The sequence below is a fragment of the Flavobacterium ammonificans genome (assembly GCF_020886115.1).
Taxonomy (GTDB): Bacteria; Bacteroidota; Bacteroidia; order Flavobacteriales; family Flavobacteriaceae; genus Flavobacterium; species Flavobacterium ammonificans.
Genome location: NZ_AP025185.1, coordinates 660,990 through 676,827, shown reverse-complemented (window position 1 = coordinate 676,827; position 15,838 = coordinate 660,990). Strand labels below are relative to the sequence as shown.

17 protein-coding genes are annotated in these 15,838 nt (G+C 35.4%); 14 read left to right on the top strand and 3 right to left on the bottom strand.

The genetic code is table 11. The annotated features are described in order from the left end of the window. The first annotated feature begins 35 nt into the window (after positions 1–35). The 5 genes from LPC20_RS02895 to purD all read left to right on the top strand — a co-directional run bounded on the left by LPC20_RS02895 (position 36) and on the right by purD (position 5,893). Positions 36–917 carry a carboxypeptidase-like regulatory domain-containing protein gene (locus LPC20_RS02895; protein WP_229326326.1) on the top strand — a complete coding sequence of 294 codons (882 nt, stop codon included), beginning with the start codon at positions 36–38 and terminating at the stop codon, positions 915–917. Continuing rightward, on the top strand, positions 917–1,783 hold the full coding sequence (locus tag LPC20_RS02890; RefSeq protein ID WP_229326324.1) for a carboxypeptidase-like regulatory domain-containing protein: 867 nt from the start codon (positions 917–919) through the stop codon (positions 1,781–1,783). Before LPC20_RS02895 ends, LPC20_RS02890 begins: the two co-directional genes overlap by 1 nt. 40 nt (positions 1,784–1,823) lie before the next feature. Continuing rightward, positions 1,824–3,503, top strand: coding sequence for a DUF6909 family protein (locus LPC20_RS02885; protein WP_229326322.1), 1,680 nt, complete (start codon positions 1,824–1,826; stop codon positions 3,501–3,503). Between the two features lie 13 nt (positions 3,504–3,516). Beyond that, a complete protein-coding gene (locus LPC20_RS02880; RefSeq protein ID WP_229326320.1) occupies positions 3,517–4,500 on the top strand; it encodes a UDP-glucuronic acid decarboxylase family protein in 984 nt (327 codons plus the stop codon). Positions 4,501–4,618: 118 nt separating this feature from the next. Beyond that, positions 4,619–5,893 carry a phosphoribosylamine--glycine ligase gene (purD, locus tag LPC20_RS02875; protein WP_229326318.1) on the top strand — a complete coding sequence of 425 codons (1,275 nt, stop codon included), beginning with the start codon at positions 4,619–4,621 and terminating at the stop codon, positions 5,891–5,893. A gap of 17 nt (positions 5,894–5,910) precedes the next feature. Here the strand turns inward: purD and LPC20_RS02870 are convergent, their stop codons facing one another. Then, positions 5,911–6,141: a DUF6341 family protein gene (locus LPC20_RS02870; protein ID WP_229326316.1), complete on the bottom strand. Its 231-nt coding sequence runs from the start codon at positions 6,139–6,141 to the stop codon at positions 5,911–5,913. Between the two features lie 137 nt (positions 6,142–6,278). On the opposite strand from LPC20_RS02870, the gene LPC20_RS02865 reads away from it, so the two are divergent. Next, entirely contained in the window at positions 6,279–7,208 is a 930-nt protein-coding gene (locus LPC20_RS02865) for a DUF6427 family protein (RefSeq protein ID WP_229326314.1), read from the top strand. Here the strand turns inward: LPC20_RS02865 and upp are convergent. Continuing rightward, the gene (gene upp, locus LPC20_RS02860; RefSeq protein WP_229326312.1) at positions 7,203–7,856 is read right to left on the bottom strand and encodes a uracil phosphoribosyltransferase; all 654 of its coding nucleotides are present in this window, start codon (positions 7,854–7,856) and stop codon (positions 7,203–7,205) included. The two genes, LPC20_RS02865 and upp, sit on opposite strands and share 6 nt — an antisense overlap. Positions 7,857–7,949: 93 nt before the next feature. On the opposite strand from upp, the gene LPC20_RS02855 reads away from it, so the two are divergent. The 6 genes from LPC20_RS02855 (at position 7,950) to LPC20_RS02830 (ending at position 13,150) form a co-directional block, all read left to right on the top strand. Next, a complete protein-coding gene (locus LPC20_RS02855) occupies positions 7,950–8,555 on the top strand; it encodes a DUF4254 domain-containing protein (protein ID WP_229326310.1) in 606 nt (201 codons plus the stop codon). 45 nt (positions 8,556–8,600) lie between these two features. Continuing rightward, positions 8,601–9,614 (top strand): glycosyltransferase family 9 protein, encoded by a 1,014-nt coding sequence (locus LPC20_RS02850; RefSeq protein WP_229326308.1) that lies wholly within the window; start codon positions 8,601–8,603, stop codon positions 9,612–9,614. Between the two features lie 235 nt (positions 9,615–9,849). Next, positions 9,850–10,191 carry a type II toxin-antitoxin system HigB family toxin gene (locus tag LPC20_RS02845; protein WP_229326306.1) on the top strand — a complete coding sequence of 114 codons (342 nt, stop codon included), beginning with the start codon at positions 9,850–9,852 and terminating at the stop codon, positions 10,189–10,191. Further along, a complete protein-coding gene (locus LPC20_RS02840) occupies positions 10,191–10,733 on the top strand; it encodes a transcriptional regulator (protein WP_229326304.1) in 543 nt (180 codons plus the stop codon). Before LPC20_RS02845 ends, LPC20_RS02840 begins: the two co-directional genes overlap by 1 nt. A gap of 276 nt (positions 10,734–11,009) precedes the next feature. Beyond that, positions 11,010–12,062: an adenine-specific methyltransferase EcoRI family protein gene (locus tag LPC20_RS02835; protein ID WP_229326302.1), complete on the top strand. Its 1,053-nt coding sequence runs from the start codon at positions 11,010–11,012 to the stop codon at positions 12,060–12,062. Beyond that, entirely contained in the window at positions 12,059–13,150 is a 1,092-nt protein-coding gene (locus LPC20_RS02830; protein ID WP_229326300.1) for a GmrSD restriction endonuclease domain-containing protein, read from the top strand. The genes LPC20_RS02835 and LPC20_RS02830 overlap by 4 nt, the downstream gene beginning before the upstream one ends. Positions 13,151–13,462: 312 nt before the next feature. Here the strand turns inward: LPC20_RS02830 and LPC20_RS02825 are convergent, their stop codons facing one another. After that, positions 13,463–14,515, bottom strand: coding sequence for a ferredoxin--NADP reductase (locus LPC20_RS02825; RefSeq protein ID WP_229326298.1), 1,053 nt, complete (start codon positions 14,513–14,515; stop codon positions 13,463–13,465). 320 nt (positions 14,516–14,835) lie between these two features. On the opposite strand from LPC20_RS02825, the gene LPC20_RS02820 reads away from it, so the two are divergent. Both LPC20_RS02820 and LPC20_RS02815 read left to right on the top strand, forming a co-directional pair. Then, complete coding sequence (locus LPC20_RS02820; protein ID WP_229326296.1) at positions 14,836–15,171, top strand: PadR family transcriptional regulator; 336 nt, start codon at positions 14,836–14,838, stop codon at positions 15,169–15,171. A gap of 12 nt (positions 15,172–15,183) precedes the next feature. Beyond that, positions 15,184–15,837, top strand: coding sequence for a hypothetical protein (locus tag LPC20_RS02815; RefSeq protein WP_229326294.1), 654 nt, complete (start codon positions 15,184–15,186; stop codon positions 15,835–15,837). The last annotated feature ends 1 nt before the right edge of the window (position 15,838 follow it).

The following is a 15,838-nucleotide window of genomic DNA, read 5'->3' as shown; positions in this document are numbered from 1 at the left end:
AATTCGGTACAGCTTGACAAATTTAATATCCAGTTATGAATAAGTTTTATTTTTTATTCTTGGTTTCATTTTCCCTATCCGCCCAAATCAAAGGCGTGGTCAAAGACAGTATTTCTGGTCAACCGATTCCGTATGTGAATATTTGGGTGGAGAACGAAACTATTGGAACAACCTCTGAAGAAAACGGCAGTTTTTCATTGGATATAAAAGAAGAAAAAGCATTGGTTTTTTCGGCTTTGGGGTATGAAAGCAAGAAATCATCTTCTAAACACGGAATAATTCTTTTAAAACCTAAAGTTTTTGAGCTGAATGAGGTGGTGATTGAACAACTAAAATTTCAAAAAGAGATTGAAGTTGGTAATTTTAGTAAAACAGAGGGCTATCATATTTCGGGAGATTTAGAATGGTCTAACGCAAAATTCTTTAAATATGAAACCACTTATGAACAAACAAAGTTTGTGAAAAAAATAAAAATTACAACTCGAAGTAAAGTGAATAATGCTAAGTTTAAGATTAGACTTTATAGCGTGAATAAGGAAGGTTATCCGGAAAACGATTTACTTAACGAAGATATAATTGTAACGGTCAAAAAAGGGAAAAAGAATAATGTAATTGATATTTCTATGTTTAAATTAGTTTTTCCAGAAGAAGGTTTATTTGTTGCTTATGAAGTTTTAAAAATTGAAAGTAATAAATATGAATTTAAATACACTGAAAATAATGGTAAAAAGCTGATTAAAAAGAGCTATTATGCACCTGATTTTGAATGTAATCTTGTAGATGAGCAAAACACGTATCATTTTAGAAATGGTAAATGGAATCAACATCAGAGATGGCATAATAGTGAGATAGGTTCACTAAAACATATCAACAATAAAGTCTTCGAACCATCCATCAATTTAATTCTAACCAACTAATGAAAATCGTACTTTTCTTTTTTATCACATTTTCCCTATCCGCCCAAATCAAAGGCGTGGTCAAAGACAGCATTTCGGGCCAACCGATACCGTATGTTAATATTTGGGTAGAGAATGAATCAGTTGGCACTACTTCAGAGACCGATGGTAGCTTTTCATTAGATATAAAAGAAGAAAAAGTATTGGTTTTTTCAGCTTTGGGTTTTGAAATAAAGAGAGCCTCTTCAAAAAACGAGATAATTTTTTTGATACCCAAAGTTTTCGAATTAAATGAGGTGGTTATTGAGCGACCAAAATTTCAAAAAGAAATAGAAATTGGGGAAAAACTTCAAAAAAAAGCGATACGAATTTCTGATAAAGTTGGTAATTTGAAAGCGCGTTATTTTCCTTTTAATGAAAGCTTCAGTGAGACAAGATTGATTAAGAAAGTGAAAATTGTTACACAATCACAAATACCCAATGCGAAATTTAAAATACGGGTTTTAAGCGTCAATAGCAAAGGTTTTCCAGATGCAGATTTAATTGAAGAAGAAATTATTGTAACGGTTAAAAAAGGAAGAAATGAAAATGTAATCAAATTTGAAAAATACAATCTTGTATTTCCAGACAATGGTGTTTTTATAGTTTTTGAAACACTCTTTTTAGACACGAATAAAAGTTATACACGTTTTGCAAATCAAAAATCAAAAACAGTAACATATGAACCCGGTTTGTCATATAATCTTGTTGAAGAAGAGAATAGTTTTGTTTTTACCTCAAAAGGATGGTATAGATTCCCAAGACAACCAAGAAGTCAAAAGGGTGATTTTAAAATATACGACAATAAGGTTTTTGAACCAGCCATCAATCTAACCCTAACCAACTAAAAATAAAATTGTACTTTTGCAGGTTAAATAATATACAAAGATGATAGAAATCAAAAACATTTCGCGCTCACGAGCGCAAGAGTCGTCAGCAGCTATTGAACGACTGTACATTACAATGAGGCATTTATTTAACCGCGGTTTTTACAAGCCGATGGGAGTTTCGGGAGACACTTTACGCGAAGCTTTATTGGCTTTACGTCCTGAAATTTACGGAAATATTGCCGACGAAAAAGTAGAACTCAACGGACTTTTGTACGTTATTGAACGACTTCCTATTGGGATTGAAGAATGCCGATTTATCAATTTAACTTCAGAAGAAGGCTATTCAAAATCGCACTTTAAAGCGATTGTTCCTCCAAAAAGACGTCGTAATTGCTACCGTATTGATGAAGACCAAATGAACGTGGTTATTACCCGAGGGCGTTCAGACATTTACGATATTTTGACGCACTTGACCTTTATCTTCATCGAATCGCACAAAATTAAAAACAGAGTGTTGTTGGACGAAGCAGGCGAAGTGTCACACGATTGGAAAAAATTAGAAATTGCGGTTCAGCAACCCAAAAAACTAACCCAAATAGAAAAAGAGAAAGCGATTTCTCACACCGCTAATATTTTAGGCAGAACCTTCGAAGAAGTTTTAGACATCTACGATGCATTTGGTTCGGCTACCTCGCCAGATCGTTTCTTACACGTAATTTATTGGTTGGGAAAATTAGCCATCGAAGAAATCGTAGAAAACAACAAACGCACCATCACTTTCAGTCCGGTTTTGAGAGAGCGATTGGGACACCATATACATGGTGAAATTTGGGCAACCAATATCAAAGAAGTTTTAAAAGAAAACGATTTGTTAGGCAGACCGATCCATGTGATTAGTGCCAATATGCACTCGGTGATGAACTCCATTTTTGCTGTTCCGGCTTTGAAAACGAAGTTCAAAAACCAATCTGATTTCTTTATTTATGAAGAATTGAGTAAGTCGGGAGCACACGAAGTGCGAGATTTAGTTGAAGCAATAGCTTTGAAACAAGGAATGATTTCGTTACCCGATACTTCAGGAACGAATATTGATGTTCAGATATTTGACACAGCCAAAATTGATTGGAGCAAAACCTCTTTCCCTAAAGCGGATTTAGGCGACGAAAAACCAGTGCTAATCGTAATGGATTATGCTTTTGGGGAACAAGCGTATGAAACGATTGACGAGTTGTTCAAGCCGTATAAAAAAGAAACCTTCTTAAACGCTCAGTCGATTTCGATTATGGGTAAAGCGGGAATTCTAGAGGGAGGCAAGGGGGACATTATGATTCCGAATGCTCATATTAACGAAGGAACAGCGGACAATTATTTCTTTGAAAATGAATTAACTGCCGAGATGTTTGAAGGGAATGATATTGCAGTATTTGCCGGTCCAATGGTAACGGTTTTAGGCACTTCATTGCAAAACAGGGATTTGTTGAAATTCTTTCACGAATCGACTTGGAGAGCTATCGGATTAGAAATGGAAGGGGCTTATTATCAAAAAGCCATCCAATCAGCTTCGAGAATTAGAAAAAGTGTACCAAAAGATGTCAAAGTCCGCTATGCCTATTACGCCTCAGATAATCCATTAGAAACCGGAAGCACATTGGCTTCAGGAGGTTTAGGAACTACAGGAGTAAAACCAACGTATTTGATTACGATCAAAATTTTGGAACAAATTTTTAATGTAAAATAATCAAATACCAATTATGAAACGAATATTGATAACAGGAGCAGCGGGATTTTTAGGATCGCATCTTTGTGACCGATTTATAAAAGAAGGCTATTTTGTTATAGGGATGGACAATTTGATTACGGGCGATTTGAAAAACATTGAGCATTTATTTAAGCTCGAAAACTTTGAATTTTACCACCATGATATCACTAAATTTGTTCACGTTCCAGGAAAGTTAGATTACATTTTACATTTTGCTTCGCCAGCAAGTCCAATAGATTATTTAAAAATACCGATTCAAACCCTAAAAGTTGGTTCGTTAGGGACACACAATTTATTAGGATTAGCGAGAGTAAAAAAAGCACGAATTTTAATTGCTTCGACTTCAGAAGTCTATGGCGATCCTTTGGTACATCCACAAACCGAAGAATACTATGGCAACGTAAATACAATAGGCCCAAGAGGAGTGTATGACGAAGCCAAACGTTTCCAAGAATCGATTACTATGGCGTACCATACGTTTCATGGTGTAGAGACCCGTATTGTTCGAATTTTCAATACGTACGGACCAAGAATGCGCCTTAACGACGGACGAGTAATCCCAGCTTTTATTGGGCAAGCCATTCGGGGCGAGGATTTAACCATTTTTGGCGACGGAATGCAAACACGTTCGTTCTGTTATGTAGACGATCAGGTGGAAGGAATTTTTAGGTTGCTACATTCGGATTATGTGTATCCAGTGAATATTGGGAATCCAGACGAAATCACCATCAAAGATTTTGCCGAAGAAATCATTAAATTAACAGGCACGAATCAAAAAGTAGTCTATCATCCGTTACCCATAAACGATCCATTGCAGCGCCAACCGGACATTAGCAAAGCTAAAGAATTGTTAGGATGGGAAGCCAAAGTAGGCCGTGCCGAGGGAATGAAAATTACGTACGACTATTTCAAATCCTTATCTCCAGAAGAACTCTCGAAAGAGGAACACAAAGATTTTTCGAATTATATTAAATAACTATTTTATTGGCTTTTGAATTAAAATAATTTTTAAAAATTAATTATTATTTCCGTTCAAAAGCCATTATTTTTGCACCATCCTCCGAAAGGCGGACAAGTAACTAAACAACTACAACATGACTATTTTACTATTGGGTTCAGGCGGAAGAGAGCATGCGTTTGCATGGAAAATGATTCAGAGTCCGCTTTGCGACACCCTTTTTGTTGCACCAGGAAACGCGGGAACCGCAGCAATAGCCAATAATATCAATATCAACCCAACTGATTTCCCAGCTATTAAAGACTTTGTATTAAAAGAAAAAGTGGAAATGGTTGTCGTTGGTCCAGAAGACCCATTGGTAAAAGGGATTTACGATTTCTTCTTGAACGATGCCGATTTAAGAAATATTCCTGTAATTGGCCCATCGACTGTTGGCGCACAATTAGAAGGAAGTAAAGAATTTGCTAAAGAATTCTTATTCAGACACAACATTCCAACAGCGGCTTATGATAGTTTTACGGCTGAAACCGTTGAACAAGGATGCCAATTTTTAGAAACACTACAACCGCCGTATGTATTGAAAGCAGACGGATTGGCTGCCGGAAAAGGAGTATTGATTATTCAAGATTTGGCGGAAGCCAAAGAAGAATTACGCAATATGTTGGTACACCAAAAATTTGGAAGCGCGAGCGCTAAAGTGGTGATCGAAGAATTTTTGGACGGAATTGAATTGAGTTGTTTCGTTTTAACTGACGGAAAGAGTTATAAAATTTTACCAACAGCCAAAGATTACAAACGCATTGGCGAAGGAGATACCGGCTTGAATACGGGCGGTATGGGAGCCGTTTCTCCAGTGCCTTATGTTGATGCTGTTTTGATGGAAAAAATCGAAACACGCATCGTAAAACCAACAATTGATGGATTTCAAAAAGACGGAATTCCCTACAAAGGATTTGTTTTTATTGGATTGATTAACGTAAAAGGCGAACCGATCGTAATTGAATACAACGTGCGAATGGGTGATCCAGAAACGGAAGTTGTAATTCCAAGATTAAAAACCGATTTAGTGGAATTGTTTTTGGCGGTAGCCAATGAAAAACTAGACCAAATTGCGTTGGAAGTGGATGAAAGAAGTGCTACAACGATAATGGTGGTTTCGGGCGGTTATCCAGAAGAATTTGAAAAAGGAAAAGTAATTACAGGAATAGAAAACATCACGGATTCGATTGTTTTTCACGCAGGGACGAAATTAGAAAACAATCAAGTGTTATCTAACGGAGGGCGCGTGTTGACCGTTACTTCGTATGGCGATAACTTCGAAGAGGCCATAAAAAAATCTTACCAAAATATCGCTAAGCTTCAATTTGATAAGATGTATTTTAGAAAAGATATTGGAAACGACTTAAAGTAGTTTCCAATATTTCTTAATTATTTCAAGAATGAATGTGCAGTAGTGTCTTGATTTTCAGTACCTGCTTCGTCAAAAATTTGTAATTGTTTGATCCAATATACGATTGCAGCAGCACAAATAATCATAAAGATCCAGTTGATTGCATTAGCAGCAGTCCATGAAGAAAGCTCTAAAGATCTTAAAAAATCAAGAGGAGCAAATAATACATCTACAAATAAGAATTGAATTCCTTCGAAAAATGATTTCATAATAATATAAAATTATAGTGTTATTTAGTGTTTGAGTAAGTACTTAAAAAAAGAAAGCTATTTATTAAAAAGAATCTTTTTTGAACTTGTTTTAAACAAGTAGTATATTTACAGACACAAAAGTATAAAATATCCTTATGATTGCAAGTGTTTTTAAAAAATCTACACCATTAAATTACGCTTTAATCGTATTTTTAGTGTTGTTTTTCTTTTTTATCTACCAAATTCAGGAGACTTCTTGGATGTCTTCGGGTGTTTTACTACTAAAAAAAGGATTTACTTTTCTGTTAGTGTTGGCGTCTGTTTTCTTGACCAGCTTTATTGGAAAACGCAACGGATTGACCAAAGATAGCGGTTATACCGCGATTTTTTTCTTGTTGCTCTTGTTGTTCTTTCCAACAATTCTTTCCAACTTAAGTATTCTTTTCGCTAATTTTTTTGTTTTGTTAGCCTTGCGTCGATTGATTTCGCTGCAGTCGATGAAAGCGTCTAAAGAAAAAATATTTGATGCTTCTTTATGGATTATTTTAGCCTCATTATTTCATTTTTGGTCGATTTTGTTCTTGATTTTAGTGTTTATTTCAATTATTTTATTGGTTTCTAGAGATTATACCAACTGGGTTTTGCCTTTTATCGCCTTGTTGGCTGTTGGAATATTGTTTGCCTTTTTCACTTCTATTTTTGACATTAATACACTTCAATATCTTGAAAATGCAAGTCAAACTAATTTTGCGATTGATTATTTTAAAAACACTAGCGAAAATATTGCCTTTTCTATCTACGTGTCAGTAGCTTTGTTTTTTGTGTTTTTAATGTTCATTAGTTTATCACATCGACCTTCAATGACTCAAACTTCCTATAAAAAGGTAGTTGCCTCCTTTTTTATAGGAGCTATTGTTTTTGTTCTATCAGCAAATAAAAGCAGTGATTTTTTAGCATTGACAATTGCGCCTTTAGCCATTTTAGCAACTGCGCATCTAGAGCATTCTCAAACGAGATTCAAGCAAGAAATAGCGTTTGGATTAGTGCTTTTGTGTAGTTTGTATTCGTTTGTGAGCCAATTATAATTTTGGGCCATAAGCCAAATCTCCCGCATCGCCCAATCCCGGAACAATATAACTATGCTCGTTGAGGTGGTCGTCTGTGGCGGCAATCCAAAGATGGCAAGTGTCGGGTAATTCGGCTTTCAAATGCGCAATTCCTTCAGGAGCGGCAATCACCACTGCGATATGAATTTCGGCAGGAGCTCCTCTTTCCATCAATTGTTTGTAGACCGCTACAATGGATTGTCCTGTGGCCAACATAGGATCTACAACAATAACTGTTTTGTTGTTAATATCTGCAACCGCTTGGTATTGCACTATAATTTCAAAAAAATCGTCGTTGTTGGGGTGGTGGCGGTAAGCCGAAATAAATCCGTTTTCAGCAGCATCAAAATAATTTAAAAAACCATTGTGCAGCGTTAAACCTGCGCGCAGAATAGAGCAAATCACCAATGGATTTTTAATATACTGCGTCGCCTTTGTTCCTAAAGGTGTTGGAATATCCGCCGCTTTATACTCGAATTTTTTACTCATTTCATAGGCCATGATTTCGCCAATGCGCTCCATGTTTTTTCTAAAACGGAGGCTGTCGTTGTGAATTTTCACATCGCGAATTTGACCCAAGAAATGATTTAAAACACTATTATTATCCGAAAGATGATGAATTTGCATAGTTAGAAATTTAGCTATTGGGATAAAACTTTAATCCTTTTTCCACACTATAAATGTATAAAAAAGTATCTTTGTCTTTCAATTTTATAAGAGATGTTTTCAAAACTAGCCTATTCAGTATTCGAAAAAAGTATCCAAGATTATCATCAATTTGATAATGTAGATCAACCGATTAACAATCCTTTTCCAAAGGAACAATTCGAACATTTATTGTATTTAAAAAATTGGATCGATACGGTACAATGGCATTTTGAAGATATTATTCGCGACCCGAATATTGACCCGGTTGCGGCTTTAACGTTGAAAAGACGAATTGATGCATCTAATCAAGAACGTACCGATATGGTAGAATATATTGACAGCTACTTTTTGCAAAAATACAGTCATGTTAATGCTAAACCAGAGGCTAAAATCAACTCAGAAAGTCCCGCTTGGGCTTTTGACCGATTGTCAATTTTGGCTTTGAAAATTTACCACATGCAAGAGGAGGTAAGTCGTCCAAATGCTTCGCAAGAACACAAAGATAAGTGCCAAGAAAAGCTAAACGTTTTATTGGAACAAAGAACCGATTTATCTACTGCTATTGACGATTTGTTGACCGACATTGAAAACGGAAACAAATTCATGAAAGTGTACAAACAAATGAAGATGTACAACGACGATGATTTGAATCCGGTGTTGTACCAAAACAAAAAGTAAACTCCAGACAATAATTTGTCACACAAAATCCAACATATAGCCGTCATGAGACTTTCCGCAATGGGAGATGTCGCCATGACGGTTCCTGTTTTACGGGCGCTGGTAAACCAATATCCCGAGCTGAAAATCACTGTAATTTCAAGGCCGTTTTTCCAACCCTTTTTCAAGGATATTCCGAATCTACATTTCTTTGCTTTTGACGAAAAAGAACGTCATAAAGGGATTTTGGGTTTGTGGCGCCTGTTCCAAGATTTAAAAGAATTTAAAATCGATGCTTTTGCTGATTTACACAATGTATTGCGTTCCAAAGTAGTGCGCAGTTTATTTGCTTTAAGCGGCAAAAAAATCGCTTTTGTAGACAAAGGTCGTGCTGAGAAAAAGGCTTTAACACGAGCTGAAAATAAAATTTTTCAGCCTTTGACTACGATGTTTGAAAGACACCAATTCGTGTTTGAAAGTTTAGGTTTTCCAATCGATTTGGCTCAGCCGAAATTTCCTCCAAAAGCCAAAATTTCCCAACCTGAAATAGCAGCAATTGTTGCCCAATCAAAAAACACAATAGGCATTGCACCTTTTGCCCAATACGATTCTAAAGTCTATCCGCTGGATTTAATGCAGGAAGTAATTGATGCTTTGGCAGCCAACGAAAACCAAACTATTTTTCTCTTTGGTGGAGGCCAAAACGAAAAAGAACAACTTCAAAACTTAGCAGGCGATAAAAAGAATGTCATCAATATGGCGGGAAAAATTTCATTTCAAGACGAGTTGAATTTAATAAGCAACTTAGACGTGATGTTGTCTATGGATTCTGGCAACGGACATATAGGGGCTATGTTAGGTGTGCCTGTGGTGACACTTTGGGGCGCCACCCATCCGTATGCGGGTTTTTTACCGTTCAATCAAACACTAGACAACGCCTTGGTGTCCGATAGAAAACAATATCCTCAATTGCCAACTTCGGTGTATGGGAATAAAAAAGTAGCGGGTTATGAAAATGCCATGCGTACGATTTTACCAGAACAGGTCGTTGCCCGAATAGCCGAAATTCTGAAGAGGTAAACACGAATTACCCCAATTTCACAGATTTGTATTCTAATAAATAGTTATATTTGTTCAACCCAAATCTGAACCCAAATGAAAGCTTCAAACCTTCTTAATTTTCCTATTTTTATAGGAAGAAATTCTCTAAACACATTTCGATTGCAAATTAGCACTTCCAATGGAATATTTTTAAATTATTTTAGAAAAAGTTCGGATATAAGCGCAACTTATTTATATTTGTAAACCGTTTGCAATGAGAATTATTGGAAAGAAAATTATTGTAAAAGTAAAAGTTAAAAATAGCGGCAATCAAAAATTGTGCAAAGCGATCGATCAATTAGTTGCTGATTTAGAGCAATTTAATCCCATTGAGGTCCCGCTTCGTGACCTTAGACCTGATGCAGATTGCGTTCACAATGATGGTTTTTATTTTTTTAATATTCATGTTCATAGGACATTGATCTTAATAGAAATGGATGAAGAGGGCGAAGCAACTATTGTTTGGGCGGGAACGCATCAAGAATATGAGATCACATTTAAAAACAATAAAGTTACCATTGAGAAATGGTTGCGAAAAAAAGGATACATAGACTAATGAAAACACATTTTGACATAGAAAAAATAGTCCAAAATGGTACAATTACTAATGGACTGGATTATGAAAGAGCCCTTGTTGCTGATAAGAAATTGCGTCTTTTAGCAAAGGAAAGTCTTCATTTTAAAAAATTAAGAACACAATTGCGCGACTTGATTGTCCAATTCGAAAATGTCAATTGGAACGATGCTAATGCAATAGACGCTAAAAAATTAGCCGAGAGCGAAAAACAAGAATGTCTTGCAGAACAAGAGAGACTGTTTATAGAAACCCGAAAAAAAATTATTAAATCTAAGCTCAAAGCGGCCGAACTTACCCAAGAAAACTTAGCTTCAATTCTTGGGCATAAGAGTAAGACGCACATGTCAGAATTAATGAATGGTATTAAGCCGTTTACCTTAAAAGATTTGATAATTATGCATCGATTATTAGCTATTGAAATAGCGATTTTGCTTCCTGTATTTCTTTCTAAAGAAGATCAAAACAGGGTAAAAGAAGTGGTTTTGAAACTGAACAAACCCAAAATAGCCCTATATTTGTAACACATAAAAACAAAAAGTAAAAAAATAGAAACATAAATTTTTAAACATATCGTTGAGCTTTTAGCTCTTATTCTCGTAACTCGAAATCTGGTAAATTTCAAATACAACAGGAGAATAAGTCGCGGAGGTTCACACCAGTCTGGTGTGGACCGTTCGTGCTTATTTCTGTTACGGTCTTACCAGAGCCTGAGTTACGAATAAGCATTTTAACGGACGGCAACCACACCTTTTTTATGCTTATTAGTTTAAGAGCAAGCTTCGCTTTTAAACTAAACTATGGCAAAGCAATCTTCCAACACCAATCTTCACAAAGCCAAAAACAATAAAAAAGACGAGTTTTATACCCAACTTTCGGATATTGAAAACGAGTTACGGCACTACAAAGACCATTTTAAAGACAAAGTAGTTTATTGCAATTGCGACGACCCCAGAGTCAGCAATTTTTTTCATTATTTCTCTTATAATTTTGAGCATTTAGGACTCAAAAAATTGATAGCTACTTGTTATAAAAACCAAGATGCTGATTTATTTAGTACCAATGAATCAGAACAGGCTGTGTATCTCGTTTATACAGGCGACAAGAATGGGAATAGTGTGCCAGACGCCAATGAAATAGGCGTAAAACCTTTGAAAGGTGATGGCGATTTTAGAAGTGCTGAAAGTATTGAACTTTTGAAACAAGCCGATATTGTGGTCACCAATCCACCTTTTTCTTTGTTTCGGGAATATGTAGCCCAATTGATAGAATACGATAAAAAGTTTATCATCGTAGGCCATCAAAATGCCATTGGATATAGAGATATATTTAAATTAATTAAGGAAAATAAACTTTGGTTAGGCTATGGTTTTAAAGGTGGTGCAGGACATTTTATCAATACTCAATATGAAGATTATGCTTCTGCGGGAGACCATAAAGAAGGTATGATACGAGTTTCTGGGGTTCATTGGTTTACCAATTTGGATATAGATAAAAGACACGAAGACCTGATTTTACATAAAAAACACACTCCAAAAGAATATTCTGTTTATGAGAATTTCAATGCAATTAATGTAGATAAAACTAAAGACATTCCCTTTGATTATGATGGTTTAATAGGTGTTCCTTTAACTTTTATGGATAAATACAACCCAGATCAATTTGATATAATTGGATTAGGTATTGCCAACTTAGGATTAGAAATTGGAGTTCAAAAATATAAACCGGAGCACAAAAAATTCAGAAAAGAAGTTCAAAAAAGAGGTGCGGTTGATGGAGATCTCTATATGATGAAGAATGGTATAGTTGAGGTTCCATATTCTCGAATAATTATCAAAAACAAAAAACTATGAACATAGAACTCAAAGAAATTACCGTAAGAGAATTAACCAATGGTTACAAAGACAATAACGATGATGGTGTGGTAGGTTATGGAGGTAAACTTGATATTCGTCCGCCTTACCAACGAGAATTTGTATATGATGTAAAAGAACGCAATGCGGTAATTAATACCTTGCAAAAGAACTTTCCATTGAATGTTATGTATTGGGCAGTACGAGATAGTTCAACAAGCTCAGCTCAAGAGTTGGAAGTAATTGATGGGCAACAACGCACCATTTCTATTTGCCAATATGTCAATGGCGATTATTCTATTGATGGTTTGGCGTTTCATAATTTACCCAAAGACAAGCAAGAACAAATTTTGGAGTACAAATTAATGGTGTATTTCTGTTCAGGAACCGATAGCGAGAAATTAGATTGGTTTGAAACCATCAACATTGCCGGAAAAGTATTGACAGAACAAGAATTACGCAACGCAGTCTATTCCGGTTCATGGGTGTCGGATGCGAAACGCTATTTTTCCAAAAATTCGCGTCCAAAAATAGGCGATGAATACTTAAATGGCTCGGCAAATCGCCAAGAATATTTAGAAAAAGCAATTGACTGGATTTCGGAAGGAAAGATTAAGGAATATATGTCTAAAAATCAGTTTGAACCCAATGCCAATGAATTGTGGTTATATTTTCAATCGGTAATAAATTGGGTCAAAGTCACGTTTCCAAAATACCGCAAAGAGATGAAAGGCATTGAATGGGGAACTTTATACAACGAATTCAAAAACGACAAATGGGACGCTAAAGCCCTAGAAGAAGAAATTACTGATTTGATGTTAGACGAAGATGTGTCCAATAAAAAAGGGATTTATTATTTTGTTTTAAACCGAAAAGAAAGACATTTAAGTATTCGTGCTTTTTCCGAAAAACAAAAACGAGAAGCTTTTGAGCGCCAAAAAGGAATTTGCGTAAAATGTCTAGAAAAATTTGAACTAAATGAAATGGAAGCTGACCACATAACCCCTTGGCACGAAGGCGGAAAAACAGCTGCAGATAATTGTCAAATGTTGTGCAAACACTACAATAGAATCAAGTCAGGGAAATAGAAGCTGAAATCGAAAATTTAACGAAGTTAAACAAGTTCAGCTTGACAAAAAAGAACTATCGATTGCTTTGTCATTCCGAATTTATTTACTTCGTCAGTTCGCAAGCTCGGGGCGGAATCTAGAAATCATCCAAGAAGTTAGAAGCTGAAACAAGTTCAGCTTGACAAAAGAAAACGGATTTATCCTGCAAGTTCTTTTTAGAAGTTGTAGGTATAAAACAAAAAACGAGAAGCAATCACTTCTCGTTTATTATATAAATCAATTATAAACCTAGCGCCTTTGTGTCTTAGCGGCAAAGGTTCGCGACAATAATTAAACATCATCAAAATCCACACGAATCGTATTCGAAGTAGGATGCGCTTGACAAGTCAAGATCAATCCGTCCGCTACATCTTTTTCTGTTAGGATGGAATTTTTAGTCATTTCGGCTGTTCCTTCGGTAACGCGTGCCAAACAGCTGCTGCAAATTCCGCCTTGACAAGAATAAGGAGCATCAATACCTTGTTTTAAAGCAGCATCCAGAATGGTTTGTTTGGCTGACATTTCGAAAGTCGTTTCTTCATCGTCCACCATTACCGTAATTTGCGCATGTCCTTCTAACGATTGTTCGATAGTATGTTCTTTGGCAGAAGTTGAAAACAATTCAAATTTGATATTGGATTCTTTAATATTCTTTTCTTTTAAAGCATCAGAAACGGCGTTTATCATTTCTTCAGGGCCACACAAATAGAATTTGTCAAAATCCAAACTGGCGTGTTTTTCTCTCAAGATATAATTCACAGTTGTTTTGTCAATTCGTCCAGACAAAGCTCCATCTGCTTTGGATTGGCTATACACATACTGAACAAACAAGCGACCTACATATTGCGATTGTAAATCGTGTAATTCTTGGTGGAAAATTGTTTCTTCTGGTGATTTGTTTCCGTATACCAATACAAAGCTGCTTTTTGGCTCGCTTTTTAAAACCGATTTCAAGATAGAAATTGCTGGTGTGATTCCGCTACCTGCCACAAAAGCGGCATAATTACGCTGGCGATCCGCTTGTGGTTCAAAGGTGAATTTTCCTTCTGGTTGTCCCACTTCAAGAACATCACCTGCTTTAAGTTTGGTATTGGCAAACTGTGAAAAAAGTCCGTTTCGAACGGCTTTAACTGCAATGCGCAATTCGCCACTATCCGGAGCAGAACAAATCGAATAGGCACGACGAATTTCTTGGTTGTCCAAAGTCAATCGCAAATTAATGTATTGACCAGCAATGAAAGTATAGTTGGATTGTAATTCTTCAGGAACTGAAAAAAGAATTGAAACAGCGTCTTTGGTTTCGCGTTTTACTTCTTTAATGATTAATTTTAAAAAGGAAGACATAGTTGTAATTTTTGACAAATATAGTAAACCATAGGGGTTTTAGAAAATGATAAAGATCAGGTTTGCAATGGCAATTTCAATTTCAATTTCAAAAATCAATTTCAAAAGGTAATTTTAATTATGTTGTGCTTCATGTCATTGCGAGGAGAAACGACGAAGCAATCTTTTAGCCTCGGATTAAAGGATTTAAATGGATTATTTTTTAGTTTGATTTTAAAACAAAAGATAAAAAAACATACCTAAAAGTATTATGTATAAGTTTCTTATGTATATTTGTTTTTCCATTGAAAGTATTAGAAGGTATTTAAATAGCAAGAAAAATGAAAAATTCCCAATTGTATAAAGGAAGTCTGAACACGATTATCATGAAGCTCCTAGAGGAAAACGGTAAGATGTACGGATACGAAATTACGCAGAAAGTAAAAGCGATTACGCTAGGGGAACTCACTATTACCGAAGGCGCTTTATATCCTGCCTTGCACAAACTGGAGGCCGAAGGATTGCTCGATGTAGAAATAGAAAAAGTAGACAATCGCTTGCGAAAATATTATAAACTAACGGAAAAAGGAACCACTGAAACCGTTAATCGATTGGCGGAATTGGAAGATTTTATCCGCAACATGCAGACTTTAGTGAACCCAAAATTAGCCATTTAAATCGTAAAAAAAATGAAACTTAGCCCCTCACAAATAGAATGCATCAATCAAACTTTAATTAAAAAAGGAGTGAAGTTTGACGATTTGAAAATGGAAGTTTTAGATCATATTGCGTCACAAATTGAATATGAAATGAAAACTACCAAAAAAACTTTTCCAGATGCATACAATCAGGTTTTTGACAATTGGAGTGATGAGTTCAAATTGACAAGAGACTTTTTTTCAATTAAATCGACTTATCCTAAACTAGTTCATAGTAAATTAAAAAAACAGTTACAAAGAGAAGTTATTATATCAGTAGTAACGTCAATACTATTAATTATTAGTTTTCAGTTGGTAGAAAATATACAAGAAAAATTAGAATTTATTCGTCTGATGAAAGATATAATGTTTTACGCCTTTTGTACAACTGCGGCCGTAGCACTTATAATCAAATTATGGAATTTAAAATCTAAAGCCACTTCTACGTATAAGCATTTGTTTGACAGACGTTTTTCGCTTCTGATTATTTTCTTATCATTTATAATTAATCCAAGTATCCCTCATGATTTAACCAACCAAAATTTATTTGTAGCAACAATAGGTTGTTTTTATGTGTTTTTACTTTCGATCATTTTTATGGGAATGAAGCACATACAATTTCAAAGAATATTTTCAATTCAATAGC